General features: G+C 55.2%; 26 protein-coding genes and 1 other annotated feature. Of the genes, 17 read left to right on the forward strand and 9 right to left on the reverse strand.

The genetic code is table 11. The annotated features are described in order from the left end of the window. Window positions 1-67 precede the first annotated feature (67 nt). Window positions 68-604, forward strand: coding sequence for a YniB family protein (locus tag QLG21_RS09435; protein WP_137848427.1), 537 nt, complete (start codon window positions 68-70; stop codon window positions 602-604). A gap of 36 nt (window positions 605-640) precedes the next feature. Here the strand turns inward: QLG21_RS09435 and QLG21_RS09440 are convergent, their stop codons facing one another. From QLG21_RS09440 to pfkB, 3 genes are all read right to left on the reverse strand, one after another. Then, the gene (locus QLG21_RS09440; protein ID WP_282484285.1) at window positions 641-1501 is read right to left on the reverse strand and encodes a fructosamine kinase family protein; all 861 of its coding nucleotides are present in this window, start codon (window positions 1499-1501) and stop codon (window positions 641-643) included. Between the two features lie 105 nt (window positions 1502-1606). Then, a complete protein-coding gene (gene ghoS, locus QLG21_RS09445) occupies window positions 1607-1897 on the reverse strand; it encodes a type V toxin-antitoxin system endoribonuclease antitoxin GhoS (protein WP_137848428.1) in 291 nt (96 codons plus the stop codon). Window positions 1898-1998: 101 nt separating this feature from the next. Further along, window positions 1999-2931 (reverse strand): 6-phosphofructokinase II, encoded by a 933-nt coding sequence (gene pfkB, locus QLG21_RS09450; protein WP_282484286.1) that lies wholly within the window; start codon window positions 2929-2931, stop codon window positions 1999-2001. Window positions 2932-3226: 295 nt separating this feature from the next. Between pfkB and QLG21_RS09455 the strand changes: the two genes are divergently transcribed. Together QLG21_RS09455 and QLG21_RS09460 are read left to right on the forward strand one after the other, a co-directional pair. After that, window positions 3227-3985 (forward strand): YdiY family protein, encoded by a 759-nt coding sequence (locus QLG21_RS09455; protein ID WP_006174858.1) that lies wholly within the window; start codon window positions 3227-3229, stop codon window positions 3983-3985. A 266-nt stretch (window positions 3986-4251) separates the two neighbouring features. After that, entirely contained in the window at window positions 4252-4485 is a 234-nt protein-coding gene (locus tag QLG21_RS09460) for a hypothetical protein (protein ID WP_282484378.1), read from the forward strand. Window positions 4486-4679: 194 nt separating this feature from the next. Here QLG21_RS09460 and yniD read toward each other — a convergent pair whose 3' ends face one another. Next, a complete protein-coding gene (gene yniD / locus QLG21_RS09465) occupies window positions 4680-4787 on the reverse strand; it encodes a small membrane protein YniD (RefSeq protein ID WP_003857815.1) in 108 nt (35 codons plus the stop codon). A 98-nt stretch (window positions 4788-4885) separates the two neighbouring features. Beyond that, window positions 4886-4978, reverse strand: coding sequence for a stress response membrane protein YncL (yncL, locus tag QLG21_RS09470; protein ID WP_071599699.1), 93 nt, complete (start codon window positions 4976-4978; stop codon window positions 4886-4888). A gap of 320 nt (window positions 4979-5298) precedes the next feature. Here yncL and thrS point away from each other — a divergent pair, with 320 nt between their 5' ends. The 14 genes from thrS to selO all read left to right on the forward strand — a co-directional run bounded on the left by thrS (window position 5299) and on the right by selO (window position 17943). Beyond that, entirely contained in the window at window positions 5299-7227 is a 1929-nt protein-coding gene (gene thrS / locus QLG21_RS09475; RefSeq protein WP_042319611.1) for a threonine--tRNA ligase, read from the forward strand. Between the two features lie 3 nt (window positions 7228-7230). After that, window positions 7231-7773 (forward strand): translation initiation factor IF-3, encoded by a 543-nt coding sequence (gene infC, locus QLG21_RS09480; RefSeq protein WP_059443439.1) that lies wholly within the window; start codon window positions 7231-7233, stop codon window positions 7771-7773. A gap of 97 nt (window positions 7774-7870) precedes the next feature. Continuing rightward, window positions 7871-8068, forward strand: a complete 198-nt coding sequence (gene rpmI, locus QLG21_RS09485; RefSeq protein WP_003030583.1) for a 50S ribosomal protein L35 — start codon at window positions 7871-7873, stop codon at window positions 8066-8068. 50 nt (window positions 8069-8118) lie between these two features. After that, entirely contained in the window at window positions 8119-8475 is a 357-nt protein-coding gene (gene rplT / locus QLG21_RS09490; protein WP_000124850.1) for a 50S ribosomal protein L20, read from the forward strand. 117 nt (window positions 8476-8592) lie between these two features. Then, window positions 8593-8717: a sequence feature (Phe leader region), on the forward strand. Then, a complete protein-coding gene (gene pheM / locus QLG21_RS09495; protein WP_001386830.1) occupies window positions 8598-8642 on the forward strand; it encodes a pheST operon leader peptide PheM in 45 nt (14 codons plus the stop codon). It overlaps the preceding feature by 45 nt. A gap of 62 nt (window positions 8718-8779) precedes the next feature. Beyond that, window positions 8780-9763: a phenylalanine--tRNA ligase subunit alpha gene (gene pheS / locus QLG21_RS09500; protein ID WP_042319620.1), complete on the forward strand. Its 984-nt coding sequence runs from the start codon at window positions 8780-8782 to the stop codon at window positions 9761-9763. A gap of 15 nt (window positions 9764-9778) precedes the next feature. Further along, window positions 9779-12166 carry a phenylalanine--tRNA ligase subunit beta gene (pheT, locus tag QLG21_RS09505; protein ID WP_137848432.1) on the forward strand — a complete coding sequence of 796 codons (2388 nt, stop codon included), beginning with the start codon at window positions 9779-9781 and terminating at the stop codon, window positions 12164-12166. Between the two features lie 4 nt (window positions 12167-12170). Continuing rightward, window positions 12171-12470, forward strand: a complete 300-nt coding sequence (ihfA, locus tag QLG21_RS09510) for an integration host factor subunit alpha (protein WP_003857805.1) — start codon at window positions 12171-12173, stop codon at window positions 12468-12470. Window positions 12471-12572: 102 nt separating this feature from the next. Then, complete coding sequence (gene btuC, locus QLG21_RS09515) at window positions 12573-13553, forward strand: vitamin B12 ABC transporter permease BtuC (protein ID WP_282484379.1); 981 nt, start codon at window positions 12573-12575, stop codon at window positions 13551-13553. A 33-nt stretch (window positions 13554-13586) separates the two neighbouring features. Beyond that, window positions 13587-14138 (forward strand): glutathione peroxidase, encoded by a 552-nt coding sequence (locus QLG21_RS09520; protein ID WP_137272046.1) that lies wholly within the window; start codon window positions 13587-13589, stop codon window positions 14136-14138. Continuing rightward, complete coding sequence (gene btuD / locus QLG21_RS09525) at window positions 14138-14893, forward strand: vitamin B12 ABC transporter ATP-binding protein BtuD (RefSeq protein WP_137848433.1); 756 nt, start codon at window positions 14138-14140, stop codon at window positions 14891-14893. Before QLG21_RS09520 ends, btuD begins: the two co-directional genes overlap by 1 nt. A gap of 74 nt (window positions 14894-14967) precedes the next feature. Further along, on the forward strand, window positions 14968-15432 hold the full coding sequence (locus QLG21_RS09530) for an NlpC/P60 family protein (protein WP_058608977.1): 465 nt from the start codon (window positions 14968-14970) through the stop codon (window positions 15430-15432). Between the two features lie 293 nt (window positions 15433-15725). Further along, window positions 15726-16436: an EAL domain-containing protein gene (locus QLG21_RS09535; RefSeq protein ID WP_006174869.1), complete on the forward strand. Its 711-nt coding sequence runs from the start codon at window positions 15726-15728 to the stop codon at window positions 16434-16436. A gap of 64 nt (window positions 16437-16500) precedes the next feature. After that, a complete protein-coding gene (selO, locus tag QLG21_RS09540; protein ID WP_137848434.1) occupies window positions 16501-17943 on the forward strand; it encodes a protein adenylyltransferase SelO in 1443 nt (480 codons plus the stop codon). On the opposite strand, the gene QLG21_RS09545 is transcribed toward selO, so the two are convergent. The 4 genes from QLG21_RS09545 to chuS are packed head-to-tail and all read right to left on the reverse strand — an operon-like array spanning window position 17940 to window position 21550. Then, the gene (locus tag QLG21_RS09545) at window positions 17940-18719 is read right to left on the reverse strand and encodes a heme ABC transporter ATP-binding protein (RefSeq protein ID WP_137848435.1); all 780 of its coding nucleotides are present in this window, start codon (window positions 18717-18719) and stop codon (window positions 17940-17942) included. The two genes, selO and QLG21_RS09545, sit on opposite strands and share 4 nt — an antisense overlap. Then, a complete protein-coding gene (locus tag QLG21_RS09550) occupies window positions 18712-19704 on the reverse strand; it encodes an iron ABC transporter permease (protein WP_058608974.1) in 993 nt (330 codons plus the stop codon). The genes QLG21_RS09545 and QLG21_RS09550 overlap by 8 nt, the downstream gene beginning before the upstream one ends. Continuing rightward, window positions 19704-20525, reverse strand: coding sequence for a hemin ABC transporter substrate-binding protein (locus tag QLG21_RS09555; protein ID WP_137848436.1), 822 nt, complete (start codon window positions 20523-20525; stop codon window positions 19704-19706). The genes QLG21_RS09550 and QLG21_RS09555 overlap by 1 nt, the downstream gene beginning before the upstream one ends. Continuing rightward, window positions 20522-21550 (reverse strand): hematinate-forming heme oxygenase ChuS, encoded by a 1029-nt coding sequence (chuS, locus tag QLG21_RS09560; protein ID WP_137848437.1) that lies wholly within the window; start codon window positions 21548-21550, stop codon window positions 20522-20524. The genes QLG21_RS09555 and chuS overlap by 4 nt, the downstream gene beginning before the upstream one ends. Window positions 21551-21578 lie beyond the last annotated feature (28 nt).

The raw sequence follows: 21578 nt of genomic DNA on the forward strand, positions 1-21578 counted from the left end.
CGGGCGAAAATCACGGTCAGCAGGTAGACTTAGGCACAAATAACGCGTCTTTTTTGAAGGGGAACTGATGACGTATCAACAAGCTGGACGCATCGCTGTCTTAAAACGTATTGCCGGGTGGGTCATTTTCATTCCGGCGGTGATTTCAACGCTGATTTCCATCTTTAAATTCATGTTCGATCACAGCGAAAAGCAGCCGGGCATCAATGCGGTTATGCTGGATTTCGCACATGTGATGATTGAGATGATGCGCTTCAACACGCCATTCCTGAACTTTTTCTGGTACAACTCACCGACGCCGGATTTCCACCAGAAGCTTAACGTTGGGTTTTGGGTAATCTATGCGCTGATTTTTATTGCGATGGCGCTACAGGCCTCGGGCGCACGCATGAGCCGTCAGACGCGTTTTTTGCGTGAAGGGGTGGAGGACCAGCTGATTCTGGAGCAGGCCAAAGGGGACTCGGGGCTGACGCGCGAGCAGATTGAATCGCGGATAGTGGTTCCGCGTCACACCATTTTCTTGCAGATATTTCCGCTCTACGTCTTGCCGGTGATCATCATTGTCGCGGGTTATTTCTTCTTCTCGCTGCTCGGCTTCCTGTAAGAAAACGCAGGGTGGCACATTAGCCACCCTGTGAGATCAGGCCGCGAGCACGCGATCCAGCGCGCGCTGCGCGTTAACCAGATGCTCGCCGCCAAACAGGATCGCCCGGTTGAGCAGGGTATAGAGCTGGTAAACCGGCTGTCTGTCGAGGAAATCGCCCGGGAGCGGGGAGACGGACTGATACCCATCGTAGATCTGCGGCGGCTGCTCAGGATGGAGCGGCAGCATGGCGAGATCGCACTCCCGGTCACCCCAGTAGCAGGCGGGGTCAAAGATATAAGGGCCGTTTGGCCCCAGCGCACAGTTCCCGGACCACAAATCACCGTGCAGTAATGATGGCTGTGGCTGGTGCGAAGCGAGCCGTTGCTGGACATGTTCGACGATGGCATCGATATTTCCAAATTCCAGCCCTCTCTCTGCGGCAAGCTCAAGCTGCCAGCCGATGCGCTGCTCGGCAAAGAACGTCGACCAGCGGCGCTGCCAGGCGTTGGGCTGTGGCGTGGTGGAGAGATCGTTGTCAAAGTCGAGGCCAAACTGCGGCTGATCGCTCCACTGGTGCAGGCGGGCAATTTGCTGTCCAAGGATGAAGGCGCTGTGGGCATCCAACGGGCGCGCCGGCAGATACTCCATCACCAGAAAACTGTAATCTCTGTCGCTTCCCACGGCCCAGACCTGCGGAACCGTGACCGTTTTACTGCGCGATAACAGTTCCAGCTGATCGGCTTCGGCGGTAAAGATAGGAAGTAATTCCCGCTCATCGCATTTTACGAAAAGATCGCGTCCAGCGTAGCGCAAATGCCACGCGGCGTGGATCTCTCCGCCTGGCAGTTCGTTACGCAGTTCAATTTCGCCTTCTCCCAGCTGCTCACTTAAAAGATGACTGATAGCCTGCCACATGATCTCTCTCCCATGTTGTCTGCCAGATCATAACGTTAGCGCAAAACGGCTGTTAAAAAACAGGAACTAACGCACACATGAGCGGTTTACTGCACTACAAGGCACTTATTGTTCTTTTTTTACCCAGCTCTCCCAGGTGTCCACGTCTATTTCCGTGGCTTTATCGGTCACGCTTTCTGCCAGGCTGCTTGCCAGGGCATTGACCTCTTCCTGGCTAAGCGCGCTGATCAGGCCAAACGTCATCGTTCCTAAGTCATGAATATTGCCGTCTTCGTCAGTCAGGGTGAACAGGAAATTGGCGCGCGTGAACGCATTGTTTAGCTCATTGATTTCGGTTAGCGACGCTTCATGAATTCTTACCGTTACGACGTAGCGGGTGATATCTCCACTGCTCATAATTCACCTCATTGTTATCACGAAACTTTTTTAGCATAGTCGATAGTGTGGTTTTGGCGACTCTGGCACGGTTGCCCCCTCGGGCGGAGGGGACGGCGTTATCAGGCTTTCGACAGATAATTGACAATCTTCTGAGTATCCTCCAGCGAACACAGGCGTGTTCCCTGATTGATGGTTGCAGCACTACCGGCGGCCACGCCGTAGCGTGTCATCTCAAGCAGAGACGCACCTTCTGCCAGCTTTAACACCATAGCACCGACCATGCTGTCACCCGCACCCACGGTGCTCTGGCTTTTCATGGGCGGCGGAACCACCTGAGCAAAACCGGTTTTGTCGACCGCCAGCGCCCCCTGTGGCCCCAGGGAAACGACCACGCGCAGCGCTTTACCGCTGCGAACCAGCTCCTCGGCGGCGGTCCGCACGTCGTCAGGCTGGGTCAACTCGCGATTAACCAGCGCGCTTAGCTCTTTTTGGTTGGGTTTAACGAGTTCAAGCTGACCAGGTTCAAGGGCTGCCTGGAGCGCTTCTCCTGAGCTGTCGACAATGCAGCGAATACCGCGCTGCTGGACGGATGCGATCAGCGCCGTCAGCTTTTGCGTACTGATGCCAGGCGGCAGGCTGCCGCTGATGACCAGCAGCGCGCCGGGTTCAATCGCCAGCACTTTCTCTTCGAGCTGGCGAAACTCGTCGTCGCTGAGTCTGGCGCCTGGCATGACGAAGCGGTACTGCTCGCCGCTGGACTCAACATGGACGTGCAGGTTTTGCCGCGTCCAGTCTTTAGCATTCACGGTCTGAGTGGCGACCTGTTCATCCGCCAGCAGCGACTCAAGGTGTTCGCCGGTGGCGCCGCCTGACGGGAATATCGCGGTGGCTTTGCCGCCGAGGTGCGTAATCGCGCGGGCCACGTTGATGCCGCCGCCACCCGGTTCAAAGACGGGGGCGCTACAGCGCAGTTTCCCCTCAGGGTAAATTTGGGGTGTCAGGGTCGCGGAGTCGAGGGAAGGGGAGAGTGTCAGGGTGTATATGGAAACCATGTTTACCTCCTTTTAGTATGGGCTTCTTTAAGTCTGGCACCAATTACCAGGAAGGCAATGTAAATAACAATATGATTTTAAATATGAATACTGACAAAAACTGAAAACCCGACATATAAATTAAATGTCGATTTGGGATCGTTCTTATTCAAAAAATGAAATAAGAAATCATTGCTATGTTATTTGCGGCTTTTTATAATTTGTTACCTTTCTCTGGACGCCTTGTCATTGATCCTCAAGAAAGTTTCCGAGACCGTGATGGTCTCTTTTTTTGTTGTATGGACTCCCTAATAAAATGAAGCTTTTGAAGACAGTTCCTGCTGCACTGATGCTGGCGGGTGGTGTGTTTGCGTCGTTGAACGCAGCCGCCGATGATTCCGTTTTTACTGTCATGGACGATCCAAGCTCCGCGCAAAAACCGTTTGAAGGTAACCTGAACGCGGGTTATCTGGCGCAATCGGGTAACACGAAAAGCTCCTCCCTGACGGCAGACAGCACCCTGACCTGGTACGGCAACACCACGGCGTGGTCGCTGTGGGGGAACGCCAGCAACACATCCGCGAATGATGAACGCTCCTCAGAGAAATATGCCGTAGGGGGACGTAGCCGCTATAACATGACCGACGCCGATTATCTGTTCGGTCAGGCCAGTTGGTTAACCGACCGCTATAACGGCTACCGCCAGCGTGACGTGTTCACGGCAGGTTATGGTCGCCAGTTCCTCAACGGACCGGTGCACAGCTTCCGCTTCGAATTCGGTCCAGGTGTTCGCTATGACGAGTTCACCGACGGCGAAACCAAAACTCAGCCGTTAGGTTATGCTTCCGGCACCTACGCCTGGCAGATGACCGACACCACTAAGTTCACTCAGGGCGTTTCCGTTTTCGGTGCCGACGATACCACGCTGAACTCCGAGACGGCGCTGAACGTGGCCATCAACGAACACTTTGGCCTGAAACTGGCGTACAACGTGACCTGGAACTCTTCCCCGCCGGACTCTGCACCGGATCATACCGACCGCAGAACCACCATTTCTCTGGGCTATAAAATGTAATAGTCGCGGGCCGAATACTCGGCCCGTTTTTTATTTTTCATTTTTTGAAACTGTGCTGTTTTATATTGAACGCCGTTTTAAAATAAGTGGTCCTTCAAAACTCCTTAATTTCTCCATAATTACTCCCGGCGCGTATATTCAATTTATTTGACACGTTTTGATAAATTAATTGACTAGGAAAAAGTGTGATCCAGATCTACACTTAGGGCACAGGCAAAATGTTGCCTCAGGCTGTTCAGTATTAATGAAAATAGAGAATTATGATGATGAACAAAATTAAAAACGCTGCCACAGCAATGGCGCTTTCCGCACTTTCGTTTGGCGTATTCGCTGCCGATAACCTGGCTTCACCTGCCGCAGATGCTAACGTTGCCACAGGTATTACCCGCGCCTCTGACGTCGAAGCAGGCTCCAACATCGCACCAGGCACGCAGTCTACCGGGCAATCCATGAATGATGCCTTTGATGTGCATAAACTGGTCGCAGGTGAGTGGTCCTGATCGCGTTATTGTCGCGTAGGTATTGAATCAGATATCAATTACCTAACCCGTCAAAAACCGGATGTTGATGTACCGGTTTTTGCGGCGCAGGGTATTAAAGGCTAAGTCACGTCTTCTATTTTTTATTGACTCTGCTCGTGTCACCGGAATGTATTACCCGGTCAGTTCTTTCTTAAGTCGTTTTCCCCACGGGGTTAACCCCAAATCATGGCGGCCCAGCGCAGCAGCAGCATCGCGCCGCAGATAGCAATAAGTACTACCACCATTTTCCAGTGCTTAACGGCAAAACGTTTCGTTGGCATAACCTAATCCTTGTCAGTTGATTCCCTTAGTCTATCAAACTATGCGCCAGGGTGTGCAATGCGAAGGCCAGAAGGCTATGCCTGGTTACCGGTCAAAATTAAAACCAGTGGAATCGGTCGGCAAGAATCAGCACCAAAACGGCGGCTGAGAGGACATTTAAAATCACGACGGTTCTGCTGGAAACATTCATTGGATGCTCCTTAGAGAGATTAAGACCAGTTCAAGGATAGCTTAGCAATACTGGATTGCGAGCTGTGGGCGGTAAAACTTAACAAACTCATACAAATGGATGAGTCGCAAAAAAGTTGCAGAGGGTGCATTCGCCCTTGCATTAGTGTTACCATTACGTCGCCTGCCGTAAATCCGCATTAATCTGAATTCGGCCGGTCCAGGATGGCGAGCCAATTTGACGATTGTTGGTTAGATGGTTCGTAATCTATTGTTTACTAACGATTATTTTCTTTGTATATGCTCTTATGTGTGGGGCATCACTGCAAATAAGGATATAAAATGCCTGTAATTACTCTTCCTGATGGCAGCCAACGCCACTACGACCACGCTGTAAGCCCAATGGATGTTGCCCTGGATATTGGTCCTGGCCTTGCGAAAGCGACCATTGCCGGCCGCGTTGATGGCGAACTGGTTGATGCGTCCGATCTGATCGAAAACGATGCGAAGCTGTCTATCATCACAGCGAAAGACGAAGAAGGTCTGGAGATCATTCGTCACTCCTGTGCGCACCTGTTAGGTCACGCAATCAAACAATTGTGGCCCAACACCAAGATGGCGATCGGCCCGGTTATTGACAACGGTTTCTATTATGACGTTGACCTTGACCACACCCTGACTCAGGAAGATATCGACGCGCTCGAAAAACGTATGCACGAGCTCGCCGAATCCAACTATGACGTCATCAAGAAGAAAGTCAGCTGGCACGAAGCGCGTGAAACGTTCGTGAAGCGTGGCGAGAGCTATAAAGTCTCTATTCTTGACGAGAACATTTCTCATGATGATAAGCCTGGCTTGTATCATCACGAAGAATATATCGACATGTGCCGTGGTCCGCACGTGCCGAACATGCGCTTCTGCCATCACTTCAAACTGATGAAAATCGCGGGCGCCTACTGGCGTGGCGATAGCAACAACAAGATGTTGCAGCGTATTTATGGTACCGCGTGGGCGGATAAAAAAGCCCTGAACGCCTACCTGCAGCGCCTGGAAGAGGCGGCTAAGCGTGACCACCGTAAAATCGGTAAGCAGCTTGACCTGTACCATATGCAGGAAGAAGCGCCGGGTATGGTCTTCTGGCATAACGACGGCTGGACTATCTTCCGCGAACTGGAAACTTTCGTGCGCTCTAAGCTGAAAGAGTACCAGTACCAGGAAGTGAAAGGCCCGTTCATGATGGACCGTGTTCTGTGGGAAAAAACAGGCCACTGGGACAACTACAAAGATGCGATGTTCACCACCTCTTCCGAGAACCGTGAATACTGCATCAAGCCAATGAACTGCCCGGGCCACGTTCAGATCTTTAACCAGGGTCTGAAATCCTACCGCGATTTACCGCTGCGTATGGCGGAATTCGGTAGCTGCCACCGTAACGAACCATCAGGTGCGCTGCACGGTCTGATGCGCGTTCGTGGCTTTACTCAGGATGATGCACATATCTTCTGTACGGAAGACCAGGTACGTGACGAAGTTAACGCCTGCATTCGTATGGTCTACGATATGTATAGCACCTTTGGCTTCGAGAAAATCGTTGTCAAGCTCTCAACGCGTCCGGAAAAACGTATCGGTAGCGATGAGACATGGGATCGCGCGGAAGCGGATCTCGCCGTGGCGCTGGAAGAGAACGGTATCCCGTTCGAATACCAACTGGGCGAGGGCGCATTCTACGGTCCGAAAATTGAATTTACCCTGTATGACTGCCTCGATCGCGCATGGCAGTGCGGAACGGTACAGCTGGACTTCTCCCTGCCGCAGCGTTTAAGCGCCTCTTATGTTGGCGAAGACAACGAGCGTCAGGTACCGGTAATGATTCACCGTGCAATCCTCGGTTCTCTGGAGCGCTTCATCGGCATCCTGACCGAAGAGTTCGCTGGCTTCTTCCCAACCTGGCTTGCGCCAGTGCAGGTGGTGGTGATGAACATTACCGATTCTCAGGCTGATTACGTTAAAGAATTGACGCAGAAACTACAAAATGCGGGCATTCGCGTAAAAGCAGACTTGAGAAATGAGAAGATTGGCTTTAAAATCCGCGAGCACACTTTACGTCGTGTCCCGTATATGTTGGTCTGTGGTGATAAAGAGGTGGAAGCAGGCAAAGTGGCCGTTCGCACCCGCCGTGGTAAAGACCTGGGAAGCCTGGACGTAAGTGAAGTGATTGAGAAGCTGCAACAAGAGATTCGCAGCCGCAGTCTTCAACAACTGGAGGAATAAGGTATTAAAGGCGGAAAACGAGTTCAAACGGCACGTCCGAATCGTATCAATGGCGAGATTCGCGCCCAGGAAGTTCGCTTAACAGATCTTGAAGGTGAACCACTGGGGATTGTGAGTCTGAGAGAAGCGATCGAAAAAGCTGAAGAAGCTGGAGTAGATTTAGTTGAAATCAGCCCTAACGCCGAACCGCCAGTTTGTCGTATTATGGACTACGGCAAGTTCCTTTATGAAAAGAGTAAGTCTTCTAAGGAACAGAAGAAGAAGCAAAAAGTTATCCAGGTTAAGGAAATCAAATTCCGTCCTGGTACCGACGATGGCGATTATCAGGTAAAACTCCGCAGCCTGATACGCTTTCTGGAAGATGGCGATAAGGCCAAGATCACACTGCGTTTCCGCGGTCGTGAGATGGCCCACCAACAGATCGGTATGGAAGTGCTTAACCGCGTCCGTGAAGATCTGAGTGAACTGGCAGTAGTCGAATCCTTCCCTACGAAGATCGAAGGCCGCCAGATGATCATGGTGCTCGCTCCTAAGAAGAAACAGTAAGGCCTTCAAGCAGCAAAATCTGTGGAGCCTTCGGGTTTCATAGGTTTTGTTCGCCTATGTTTCGTTTATTTAACAATGCGAAGTGGAAGTTATTAAGATGCCAAAAATTAAGACCGTACGCGGTGCTGCTAAGCGCTTCAAAAAAACCGGTGGTGGTGGATTTAAGCGTAAGCACGCAAACCTGCGTCATATTCTGACCAAAAAATCTACTAAGCGTAAACGTCACCTGCGTCCAAAAGGCCTGGTTTCTAAAGGCGATCTGGGTCTGGTTATCGCGTGCCTGCCGTACGCATAAGCCGTTAACGTTTAATTTTTTACTAAGAATATAGATACAGGAGAGCACATATGGCTCGCGTAAAACGTGGTGTAATTGCACGTGCACGTCACAAGAAAATTTTGAAACAAGCTAAAGGCTACTACGGTGCGCGTTCACGCGTTTACCGCGTTGCCTTCCAGGCTGTTATCAAAGCAGGTCAGTACGCTTACCGTGACCGTCGTCAGCGTAAGCGTCAGTTCCGTCAACTGTGGATTGCGCGTATCAACGCAGCAGCACGTCAGAACGGTATTTCTTACAGCAAATTCATCAACGGCCTGAAAAAAGCCTCTGTTGAAATCGACCGTAAGATCCTGGCTGACATCGCAGTATTCGACAAAGTAGCGTTCACCGCTCTGGTCGAAAAAGCGAAAGCAGCACTGGCATAAGCCAGTTGAAAGAGGGGGCTTTGCTCCCTCTTTTCATTTAACACCATCAGAAGATTGACATTTATCCGCGCAGGCTTTTCAATAAGGTCTTAACGGTTTTTACCACACAAGGTAACGCAAGCATGAATGCTGCTATTTTCCGCTTCTTCTTTTACTTTAGCACCTGAATTCAGGAGGCTAGCGCGTGAAAGATGAAACGAAAAACAGCGCCAGATAAGCCTCCTGATGGAGGCTTTTTTTGTGTCTAAATTCGAGAGATTAAGTCCACCAAATCGGTGTCTGCACCGACATAATGAGGAAAACCATGTCACATCTCGCAGAGCTGGTTGCCAGTGCAACGGCCGCCATTAACCAGGCCTCAGATGTTGCCGCGTTAGACAACGTCCGCGTCGAATATCTGGGCAAGAAAGGGCATTTGACCCTTCAAATGACTACCCTGCGTGAGTTGCCTGCTGAAGAGCGCCCGGCAGCGGGTGCGGTCATCAACGAAGCGAAAGAGCAGGTACAGCAGGCGCTGAACGCGCGTAAATCCGCGCTGGAAAGCGCAGTGCTGAACGCCCGTCTGGCAGCCGAAACCATCGACGTTTCACTGCCAGGCCGTCGGATTGAAAACGGCGGATTGCACCCGGTTACCCGTACCATCGATCGTATTGAAAGTTTCTTCGGTGAGCTCGGCTTTACCGTGGCGACTGGCCCGGAAATTGAAGATGACTATCACAACTTCGATGCCCTGAACATTCCTGGCCATCATCCGGCACGTGCTGACCACGACACTTTCTGGTTTGACGCAACGCGTCTGTTACGTACACAGACCTCTGGCGTTCAGATCCGCACCATGAAGGATCAGGCACCCCCTATCCGTATCATCGCGCCGGGCCGCGTTTATCGTAATGACTACGACCAGACGCATACCCCGATGTTCCATCAGATGGAAGGCCTGATTGTTGATAAAAACATCAGCTTCACCAACCTGAAAGGTACGCTGCACGATTTCCTGAACAACTTCTTTGAGGAAGATCTCCAGGTGCGTTTCCGTCCGTCCTATTTCCCGTTCACCGAGCCGTCTGCTGAAGTTGACGTAATGGGTAAAAACGGCAAATGGCTGGAAGTGCTGGGCTGCGGTATGGTCCACCCGAACGTGCTGCGCAACGTAGGCATCGACCCGGAAGTTTACTCCGGCTTTGCTTTCGGTATGGGCATGGAGCGTCTGACCATGCTGCGTTACGGCGTAACCGACTTACGCGCTTTCTTCGAAAACGATCTGCGTTTCCTCAAACAGTTTAAATAAGGGCAGGACAGAACAATGAAATTCAGTGAACTGTGGTTACGCGAATGGGTGAACACCACGCTTGATAGCGAAGCGCTTTCTAACCAAATCACCATGGCAGGCCTGGAAGTGGACGGCGTAGAGCCGGTCTCCGGCGCGTTCACCGGCGTGGTAGTCGGTGAGGTGATGGAGTGCGGACAGCACCCTAACGCCGACAAGCTGCGCGTAACAAAAGTGAACGTGGGCGGCGATCGCCTGCTGGATATCGTCTGCGGTGCGCCGAACTGCCGTCAGGGTCTGAAAGTGGCCGTGGCGACTGTGGGTGCCGTGCTGCCGGGGGATTTCAAAATTAAAGCCGCGAAGCTGCGCGGTGAACCGTCTGAAGGCATGCTCTGCTCGTTCTCCGAGCTGGGTATTTCCGACGATCATAACGGCATCATCGAGCTGCCACTGGATGCGCCAATTGGTACCGATATTCGTGAATACCTGAAACTCGATGACAACACCATCGAAATCAGCGTAACGCCGAACCGTGCTGACTGCCTGGGCATCATCGGCGTGGCGCGCGACGTTGCCGTGCTCAATCAGACCGAGCTGAACGCACCGGAGATCGTGCCGGTGGAAGCCACCATCAGCGATACGCTGCCCATTCAGGTGGAGGCCGCTGATGCGTGCCCGCGCTACCTGGGCCGTGTGGTAAAAGGCATCAACGTTAAAGCCGCAACCCCGCTGTGGATGAAAGAAAAACTGCGCCGCTGCGGTATTCGTTCCATCGACGCGGTGGTTGACGTGACCAACTACGTTCTGTTGGAACTGGGCCAGCCAATGCACGCGTTCGATAAAGATCGTATCGAAGGCGGCATCGTGGTGCGTATGGCGAAAGAGGGCGAAACCCTGGTTCTGCTGGACGGTAGCGAAGCGAAGCTGAACGCGGATACGCTGGTTATTGCTGACCACAACAAAGCGTTGGCCATGGGCGGTATCTTCGGCGGCGAACACTCCGGTGTGAATGATGAAACGCAGAACGTGCTGCTGGAGTGTGCGTTCTTCAGTCCGCTGTCCATCACCGGCCGCGCGCGCCGTCACGGCCTGCATACCGATGCGTCTCACCGCTATGAGCGCGGCGTGGATCCTGCGCTGCAGTATAAAGCGATGGAGCGTGCTACACGCCTGCTGATCGACATCTGCGGCGGTGAAGCAGGCCCGGTTATCGACGTAACCAACGACGCAACGCTGCCGAAGCGTGCCACCATCACGCTGCGTCGCAGCAAGCTGGATCGTCTGATTGGTCACCACGTTGCCGATGCGCAGGTGAGCGATATTCTGCGCCGTCTGGGCTGCGACGTCACCGAAGGCCAGGACGAGTGGCACGCCGTTGCGCCATCCTGGCGTTTCGACATGGAAATTGAAGAAGACCTGGTGGAAGAAGTGGCCCGCGTTTACGGCTACAACAACATCCCTGACGAGCCGGTCCAGGCTGGCCTGATCATGGGGAGCCACCGTGAAGCCGACCTGTCCCTGAAGCGTGTGAAAACCATGCTGAACGACAAAGGCTATCAGGAAGTGATCACCTACAGCTTCGTCGATCCTAAGCTGCAGCAGCTGATCCACCCGGGTGAGGAAGCGCTGATCCTGCCAAGCCCAATCTCCAGCGAGATGTCGGCGATGCGCCTGTCGCTGTGGACCGGTCTGCTTGGTACCATCGTGTACAACCAGAACCGCCAGCAAAACCGCGTGCGCATTTTCGAAAGCGGCTTGCGCTTTGTGCCGGATACGCAGGCAAATTTAGGCATCCGTCAGGATCTCATGCTGGCAGGTGCCATTACCGGAAACCGTGTTGAAGAGCACTGGGACCTGGCAAAAAGCACGGTTGATTTCTACGATATGAAGGGCGATCTGGAAGCAATTCTCGATCTGACCGGTAAATTATCCGAAATTGAATTCCGCGCTGAAGCCATTCCCGCCCTGCATCCGGGCCAGAGTGCAGCGATTTATTTAGACGGCAAACGCGTTGGTTTCATTGGCGTTGTGCATCCTGAGCTGGAACGTAAATTCGACCTCAATGGCCGTACTATCGTGTTCGAGCTGGAGTGGAACCCGGTCGCAGACCGCGTGATTCCTCAGGCTCAGGACATTTCTCGCTTCCCGGCGAACCGCCGTGACATCGCTGTTGTGGTCGCGGAAAACGTTCCCGCAGCAGATATTTTGGCCGAATGTAAGAAAGTTGGCGTAAATCAGGTAGTTGGCGTAAACTTATTTGACGTGTACCGCGGCAAGGGCGTAGCAGAAGGTTTCAAGAGCCTCGCTATTAGCCTTATCCTTCAGGATACCAGCCGTACACTCGAAGAAGAGGAGATTGCCGCTACCGTCGCCAAATGTGTAGAGGCATTAAAAGAGCGATTCCAGGCATCATTGAGGGATTGAACCTATGGCGCTTACAAAAGCTGAAATGTCAGAATATCTGTTTGATAAGCTTGGGCTTAGCAAACGGGATGCTAAAGAGCTGGTAGAGCTGTTTTTCGAAGAGATCCGTCGTGCTCTGGAAAATGGTGAGCAGGTAAAACTCTCCGGCTTTGGCAATTTTGATTTGCGAGACAAAAACCAACGTCCGGGCCGAAACCCGAAGACGGGGGAAGATATTCCCATTACAGCCCGCCGCGTGGTGACCTTCAGACCCGGACAGAAGTTAAAAAGCCGTGTCGAAAACGCAACGCCCAAAGCAGAGTAATATGAACTAACTAAAAAGGCCGCTTCTGCGGCCTTTTTTCTTTGTGCAATTGATTAAATCCGCCGTAAAATCAATATCATTACACGTTGATAACACATGCCTATGCTTGATTTCGCCCGCCAACAGCACCGCTCCGATATCCGCCGTCTGCTTCTGCTGGTGCTGCTGCTGATTGCCGCTACGGTCGTCAGCCTGTGCGCAGGAGACCGCTGGCTGGCACCACAAAGCTGGTTTAGCCCGGACGGGCAGCTCTTCGTCTGGCAAATCCGCCTGCCGCGAACGCTGGCGGTGATCCTCGTCGGCGGCGCGCTGGCGTTATGCGGCACTATGATGCAGGCGCTGTTCGAAAACCCGTTAGCTGAGCCGGGGCTTCTGGGCGTCTCTAATGGCGCGGGCGTGGGGCTGATTGCAGCCGTCATGTTGGGCGGGGGCGAACTGTCTGGCTGGGGAATTAGCCTGAGCGCCATTCTCGGTGCCTTGCTGATCACCGTCATTCTGCTGCGCTTCGCGCGGCGGCACCTTTCGACCAGCCGATTACTGCTTGCCGGGGTCGCGCTGGGGATCATCTGTAGCGCGCTGATGACCTGGGCGGTCTACTTTTCCACCTCCTTTGATTTACGCCAGCTGATGTACTGGATGATGGGCGGTTTCGGCGGCGTTGACTGGCGTCAGGGCTGGTTGATGCTCCTGCTTATCCCGGTCATGCTCTGGGCGTGCGTCCAGTCGCAGCCGCTGAATATGCTGGCGCTGGGCGAAACCTCAGCCCGCCAGCTTGGAATGTCGCTTGGACTCTGGCGCAACGTGCTGGTGGTGGCTATTGGCTGGATGGTGGGCGTGAGCGTCGCGCTGGCCGGGGCAATTGGCTTTATCGGGCTGGTTATCCCGCACATGCTGCGTCTGTGCGGCATAACGGACCATCGAACGCTGCTTCCTGCCTCGGCCCTTGCCGGGGCGACCACGCTGCTGGTGGCCGATATCATCGCCCGTCTTGCCCTGACGGCAGCCGAACTGCCGATTGGTGTCGTCACCGCAACGCTGGGCGCGCCGGTCTTTATCTGGCTACTATTAAAAGCCGGACGTTAAAACACTACCCGTAAGACAACCTGAGGGAATGCTATGCAGTCTGATATTCTGAACACCGAAGTGACCACCATTGATGGCGAGAAAACCACGCTGGAACGTTATAAAGGCAAGGTTTTGCTGCTGGTAAATGTGGCGTCAAAATGCGGCCTCACTCCGCAGTACGAGCAGCTGGAGAACATTCAGAAAGCCTGGGAGAAAGACGGCTTTGTCGTGCTGGGCTTCCCGTGCAACCAGTTCCTGGGCCAGGAGCCGGGTAGCGAAGAAGAGATCAAAACGTTTTGCAGCACCACCTACGGTGTGACCTTCCCGATGTTCAGCAAGATTGACGTAAATGGCGAAAATCGTCATCCGCTGTATGCCAAACTGATCGCCGCCGCGCCGACGGCAGTCGCCCCTGAAGAGAGTGGTTTCTACGAACGCATGGCCAGCAAAGGGCGTGCGCCGCTGTATCCGGATGACATTCTGTGGAACTTTGAGAAGTTCCTGGTAGGGCGTGACGGGCAGGTTGTCCAGCGCTTTTCACCGGATATGACCCCTGAAGATCCGATCGTCATGGAGTCAATTAAGCTGGCGCTGGCAAAATAATGACCGTGCTGATGCAGCTCACAGACGTCGCCGAGAAGGGACGCCTGGCGCCCATTACCGCATCCGTCAACGCAGGCGAAATCCTGCATCTTGTCGGGCCGAATGGCGCGGGCAAAAGCACGTTGCTGGCGCGGATGGCGGGGCTGACCTCGGGCAGCGGGACGCTCTCGCTGCTGGACTGTGCGCTGTCTGAATGGTCGCCGGCTGCGCTGGCGTACCGGCGGAGCTATCTGGTTCAGCAGCAGGTGCCGCCGTTTGCGATGCCCGTATGGCACTATCTGATGCTGCATCTGCATGATAAACAGCACGCGGCGCTGGTCGAGGCTGTCGCCGCGGCGCTTGGGTTAGAGGATAAACTCAGCCGCCATGCCAGCCAGCTCTCGGGCGGAGAGTGGCAGCGCGTACGCCTGGCCGCGGTGATCGTGCAGATCCATCCCGAAGGGAACCCGCACGGGCGTCTACTGCTTCTGGATGAGCCGATGAGCGGTCTGGATGTGGCCCAGCAGTCTGCGCTGGACAGTTTGCTAAGCGCGCTCTCCCGTCAAGGTATCGCCATCGTGATGAGCAGCCATGATCTGAACCATACCCTGCGTCATGCGCATCGGGTGTGGTTATTATCGCAGGGCAAAACCATCGCCTGCGGCGCTCGCGACAGCGTGTTAACGCCGCCTAACCTGGCAAAAGCCTATAATATGTCGTTTCGACGCCTGGATATCGAAGGGCATAAGATGCTCATTTCGACCGCGCAGGCGTAAGCGTTTCTTGCGTCGCGGCGCGATTGCACGCTAAATTACGGAAACAACAATAAAAGCAGAGGAATCGTCTGAAAATGCGAGTGTGGTTTCTCCTTGTGGCGACGTTAATTCTTGCGGGATGCAGCAGCCACCGCGCGCCTCCGCCGAATCCGCGGCTGTCGGATTCCATCACGGTGATTGCAAGCCTGAACGACCAGCTAAGCAACTGGCGTGGTACGCCGTATCGTTACGGTGGCATGAGCCGGGGCGGGGTGGATTGCTCGGGGTTTGTCCTGATGACGTATCGCGATAAGTTTGATTTGCGGCTGCCGCGCGAAACGCGCAAGCAGGCTGAAATCGGAACGGAAATTGATAAAGACGATCTGCTTCCGGGCGATTTGGTCTTTTTCAAAACCGGATCGGGGGAAAGTGGTCTCCACGTTGGTATCTATGATACCGATAACCAGTTTATTCACGCCTCGACCAGCCGCGGCGTAATGCGCTCCTCGCTGGATAATGTTTACTGGCGTAAAAACTTTTGGCAGGCGCGACGTATTTAGTCACGCCAGGCAACGACGTTAAGACGGCATGGTAACTAATAAGCCATGCCGTTTTTACTGAAAAAAGATGATTAAAGTTAAATTTACACCGTGTGAATTATGTCCGTATGTGTCTGTTTTATCTAAAACTGGCTATTAACCAACAACCAGGATAAGATTATTTAAGATTCAGGGATAAATCTGAAAATTAATACGGATCGAATGAAATTAAACTTATTAAAATCAATACAGTGGAATTGTGTCGGCAATTGCTCCAGGATGTCCTCTTTCATCTTTAACGCGGGGCGAGCGCAATGATAATCACGCTAGATAATGCCTACCAGTCTGAACTTTTACTTTTGCCTGCCCGGAATAGTGCAGGGGAACTTAAAGGTTTAGAGGTGTTGGTTAACTTCGTTGGCGTGGGCTCAGACGTGCGTATCCCTACTGAACTGGTTATCCCGCGCCTTTCAGCGGCCGATGAACTGGCGCTTTTTCATGAAAAACTGCAATTGCTCGATACCTGTAAACTGTTTTTTATTCAGCATCAGTTAATTGCATGGATCAATATTACACCTGCAATTGTTGAGTTTTTATTAACTGACGGAAACAGTGTTTCATTACTTGAGCGCTACCCCTTTCTGGAGTTTACCGTTAATGAGAACTATCCCGGTTTAAATAACGGAAAGGACAATCTCAATCTGGCGAGAATGGCGATTCGTTTCCCGCTGGTGCTGTCGAACTTCGGCGCGGGGGCTGCCACCCTCAAAGCGATTTACGATGGATTGTTTAAACGGGTCACCCTTGATAAAGGCTTTATTCAGCAGCGTGCGTTTGAACTCTCCTTCGAGCCATTTATGCGCGCGATCCTCTGGCAAATAACGCCGCACTGCCAGTCGGTAATGGTTGCCGGAATTGACGATCACGGTCTGTTACAACGCGTTCTTTCATTTAATTTCGGTGCCATGCAGGGCAGCCTGTGGCCAGCCGTAACGGCAGAGCACGTCACGACGCTCGTTCAGTGATAACCCTTTTCTTCGCCCGTGTTTAATTCCCGGTAAAACCTCTACACTAAAAGCAGGAGGACCTATGACCCTGTCTTTTACCGCACACTGGCACGATGAATTGCCCGGCTTCTATACCGCTCTCAATCCCACTCCGTTAGATAACGCCCGTCTGATCTGGCATAACGAGACGCTGGCGGATTCGCTTGCGATCCCCCCGGCATTATTCGAGCCGTCCGAAGGGGCAGGCGTGTGGGGCGGCGAAACGCTTTTGCCGGGTATGCGACCGCTTGCGCAAGTCTATAGTGGACATCAGTTTGGCGTCTGGGCAGGGCAACTCGGCGATGGCCGTGGGATCCTGCTCGGCGAACAACAGCTCCCCAACGGCGAAACCGTAGACTGGCACCTCAAAGGGGCTGGCCTGACGCCTTATTCGCGTATGGGCGATGGGCGCGCCGTGCTGCGTTCAACCATTCGCGAAAGCCTGGCCTCAGAAGCGATGCATGCCCTGGGTATTCCGACGTCGCGGGCGCTGTCGATTGTCACCAGCGATACGCCCGTTTCACGAGAAACGATTGAGCAGGGGGCGATGCTCATCCGCGTTGCCCAAAGCCATCTGCGTTTCGGCCATTTCGAACATTTTTACTATCGCCGCGAGCCGGAAAAGGTTCGCCAGCTTGCCGATTTCGCCCTTCGCCACCACTGGCCGCATCTGCAGGACGAGGCGGACAAATACCTTTTATGGTTCCGCGATATTGTCGCCCGCACCGCGTCGATGATTGCGCGCTGGCAGACCGTCGGTTTCGCGCATGGCGTAATGAACACCGACAATATGTCCCTGCTGGGGCTGACCTTTGATTACGGGCCTTTTGGTTTCCTCGATGATTATCAGCCGGGCTACATCTGTAACCATTCGGATTACCAGGGTCGCTACAGCTTTGATAATCAGCCTGCCGTCGGGCTGTGGAATCTCCAGCGTCTGGCGCAGTCGCTGTCGCCGTTTATCGACGTGGAAGGCCTGAACGATGCGCTCGATAGTTACCAGGAAGTACTGTTGCGGGAGTATGGTTCCCTGATGCGCAGCAAGCTGGGGCTGCTGACGCAGGAGAAAGGGGATAACGCGCTTCTCAATACCCTGTTCTCCCTGATGGCCCGCGAGGGGAGCGACTACACCCGCACCTTCAGAATGCTGGGCCAGACCGAGCAGCAGAGCGCCGCCTCACCGCTACGCGATGAGTTCATTGACCGACAGGCCTTTGATGACTGGTTCACCGCTTACCGCACGCGCCTGCAGCGTGAGCAGATTGATGACGCCACCCGTCAGGAAAAGATGAACGCGGTTAACCCGGCGATGGTGCTGCGCAACTGGCTGGCTCAGCGGGCGATTGAGCAGGCAGAACAGGGGCAGTATGACGAACTGCACCGCTTGCATGCTGCGCTACGCACGCCGTTTGCCGACAGGGAGGATGATTACGTCAGCCGCCCGCCGGACTGGGGCAAGCGGCTGGAAGTGAGCTGCTCAAGCTAAGGGGCAAGAAAAACCTGCGGCGCGGCGTGAGCCGGGTGCTGGCCGACGTGAACCTGCGCGCCATACCAGTGGGCCAGCGCATCGGCCTGCAGAACCTGCTCCGGCGTGCCGTTGGCCACAATGTGCCCGTTGTGCAAAAGCAAAATCCTGTCCGCCCAGAGTGCCGCCAGATTGAGATCGTGCAGCACCACGCAAACGTGGAGATGGCCCTTGTCGGTCAGCGACTTCAGCAGCCTGAGTAGATGCTGCTGGTGGTAGAGATCGAGCGCCGAGGTTGGTTCATCAAGAAAAAGCCAGCCGCGAGGCGCACCGTCTTGCCAGAGTTGCGCCAGCGCGCGCGCAAGCTGGACGCGCTGCTGCTCGCCGCCGGAGAGAGCGTTGTACTGTCTTCCGGCCAGTGGCAGACAGCCGGTCAACGCCATCACCTGATGAATAATTGCCGGTTCCGGCTGGCGACTCCACGGCGCGCGTCCCATCCCGATAACGGCCTCAACGGGCCAGTCGAAGCCGAGCTGAGTATGCTGGCGCATCACCGCGCGATAGCGCGACAAGGTGTCCGGCGCCCATTCGCTCAACGCTTTTCCCGCCAGAAAACAGCTGCCACTAACGGGTTTCAGGTAACCCGTTAGCAGCCGCAGTAACGTGGATTTCCCCGCGCCATTCGGGCCAATCAGGGCCACCAGTTCGCCCTTTGACAGCGTGAGCGAAACGTCTTTGATAAGCGTGCGCCCCGCGAGCGTACAGCTCACATTTTCAGCGCAATACCGTTCAGCCATGTCGGCCTCCCCGACGAAAGATTAGCCACAGGAACCAGGGGGCACCGATAAGGCTGGTCAGCAACCCGACCGGCATTTCCGCGGGCGCGACCAGCGTGCGTGCCACCGTATCCGCCACCAGCAGCAACAGCGCGCCAGCCAGCACCGAGCCGGGAAGGGTCGCCCGATGATCCGCGCCCAGCCACATGCGCATCAGGTGCGGGACGACCAGCCCGACAAAGCCAATAACGCCGCTGACGGCAACGGCCGCAGCCACCAGCAGCGCGCTGCACAGAAGTAAAATCCGCTGCACCACCACGACATCCACCCCCAGATAGTGCGCCTCTTCCTCACCCAACTGGAGCAGGTTGAGCGCGCTGGCGAGACGCCAGATAATCAGCACCGTCGGCACCATCAGCGAGGTGACGGCCAGCAGCGTTGACCACTGCGCCTGACCGAGGCTGCCCATGCCCCAGAGTGACAGCTGGCGAAGCTGCGCGTCGTTGCTAAGCCATGAGAGGACGCCCACCGCGGCACCGCATAAGGCATTTATCGCAATTCCCACCAGCAGCAGACGCGACAGCGAACTGTCACGCTGCTGGCTGAGCACAAAGATCACCACCGTCGCCGCCAGCGCGCCAAGAAAGGCCGCCAGCATGGGGGCATACAGCATGACCAGCGCGGGCAGCGAAAGCGGGATGACCACCCACAGGGCAACGGCCAGCGCCGCGCCGCTGCTGATCCCGAGCAGGCCGGGGTCCGCCAGCGGATTACGAAACAGCCCCTGCATCACGCAGCCCGCCAGCGCCAGAGAGCCGCCGATCGTCAGGGCCAGCAGCACGCGCGGCAGTCGAATGGTCAGCCAGATCTGACGCAGCGCCTCATCGCTGCTGTTCCACAGCAGGCTTACCGGCAGACGCAACGCGCCAAAGCCTGTTGCCATGAGGGTCATCACGGCGAGAAAGAGGGCCATTCCCCACAGCGACAGGGTTATCCGGCGGGTCATCAGGGCAATTGCTCCGCTTTGGCGCGCAGCTGCTGGATGGCCTGTGGCGTGCGCACGCTAAAGCCCAGCAGCGCCATATCATCAATGGCCAGCACCTGCCTGCCGCGTCCCGCCGGGGTCTGTGCCAGACCCGGCAGCTTCCAGAGATTCTCTTCCCCGCCCAGCGCTTTTATGCCGTCCTGGGAGATGACCACCAGGTCGGGCTGGCTGGCGATGGTACCCTCCTGCGAGAGCGGCTGGTAGCGGGTGAAGCCCTGCATCGCATTCTGCAGCCCCGCCGCCCGGATAGCCGCATCCGCGCCGGTCTGCTGTCCGGCTGCCATGGCGGTCATCCCGCCGTGGTTGAGAATAAACAGCACCCGTTTGTTGAGCGGTGAAGCGGGCAGCGCCGCCAGTTCCGCGCGCAGCGTGTTGCGCAAGGTTTCCCCCTGCGCCTCACGGTGGGTGGCTTCGGCAACGACGCGAATCTTTTCGTCGATGACATCAAGCGTATTTCGGGCGGGCACGTTGACGACCCTGACGTGACTCTGCGCAACCTGTTCGAGCGCCAGAGAAGGCTGCGCCTGCGTGCTCGCCAGAACCAGCGTCGGGCGCACGGATAAAATGCCTTCGGCGTTAAGCTGGCGCAAATACCCCACGTCGGGCAGACGCGTCGCCGCCTGCGGCCAGCGGCTGGTGCTGTCGCGTGCCACCAGCGAAGATCCTGCGTCAAGGGCGTAAACAATCTCCGTGACGTCGCCACCGAGCGTGACGATTTTCTCCGGCGTGGCGGCAAAGGTCACCCACGGCAGGATGCCAAGCAGGGCAAACCATTTTTTCATGCGGCCAGTCCTTTCGGCGTCAGGGCGTCAATCTGGCTGCGCCACTGGCTCTGCTCCGGCTCACCTTCGGTGCGTTGGCCATACAGTTGGGCGATTTGCGTGCCGTCGGCGGCGAACAGCTCCAGGCTGGTGACGTGGCCGTCTGCGGTTGGTTTACGCGTCACCCAGGTTTCGGCGACGGTCTCTTCCAGCAGATGCAGGGTAAAGGCCTTATTGAAAATGTTCAGCCAGCCTTTCATCGGCACCAGCTTTTCTACCACGCCGGTGAAGATCTGCACGCAGCCGCGGTTGCCCACGAACACCATGATTTCATTGCCGTCCTGACGCGCGGTTTCCAGCAGCTTCGCCAGCGCACCGTTGTCCACCTTACAGGCGAGGTCGTCGCCCACCAGGCGGAAGGCCTGCTGGCGGCTGAGGCTGTGACGCTTAAGCAGGCTGAAGAACTGATGCACGTCGGTCATGGCGCGCCACTCTTTGTCTACCGTGTCTGCGTCGGCATGTTCAGCGTGCGCAGGTGTTTCGGCCGGTTTTAACGCCAGCGGCGGGTTATCGGCAATGATGAAGCGCGTCAGCACGTCGCCCCAGGCGCTGACATCGGTATTGTCGGTGGTGTACACCTTGAGCAGGGCGTCGCCCTGATGGTCAAAGAACTGAATGCTCTGGCGCTCGCCGCGTGCCGTGGCTTCGCTAACGTGAAACACGCTTGCCCACTGATTGAGGAACAGGCGGAGATCCAGCGCGCGCGGGTTCAGCACCAGCCCGGCGTGGCCGTTGAGATGCTGGTTAGTAAACGCGCCCACCTGCTCGTGCACAGCGTATTCGTTGCGGCAGATACACTTGGTTTCACCCACGGCTTCCAGCGCGCCTAAAATCTCGCGGGTTTCACCGCGCAATCGCCAGGCGTCGTGGCCCACGCGGGCAAAGGTCAGCTCCGCTTCGCTGATGTTCATCAAGCCTGCGATGTCACGTGCGTACTTACCCGGGTTTTGTTCTTTTAGCTCAAGCCAGCGTGTGTAGTGATTCATTATCTTTTCCTTCCAGATTCTTGCCCCG

The sequence above is a fragment of the Enterobacter sp. V87_3 genome (assembly GCF_029967835.1).
GTDB classification, from domain to species: domain Bacteria; phylum Pseudomonadota; class Gammaproteobacteria; order Enterobacterales; family Enterobacteriaceae; genus Enterobacter; species Enterobacter cancerogenus.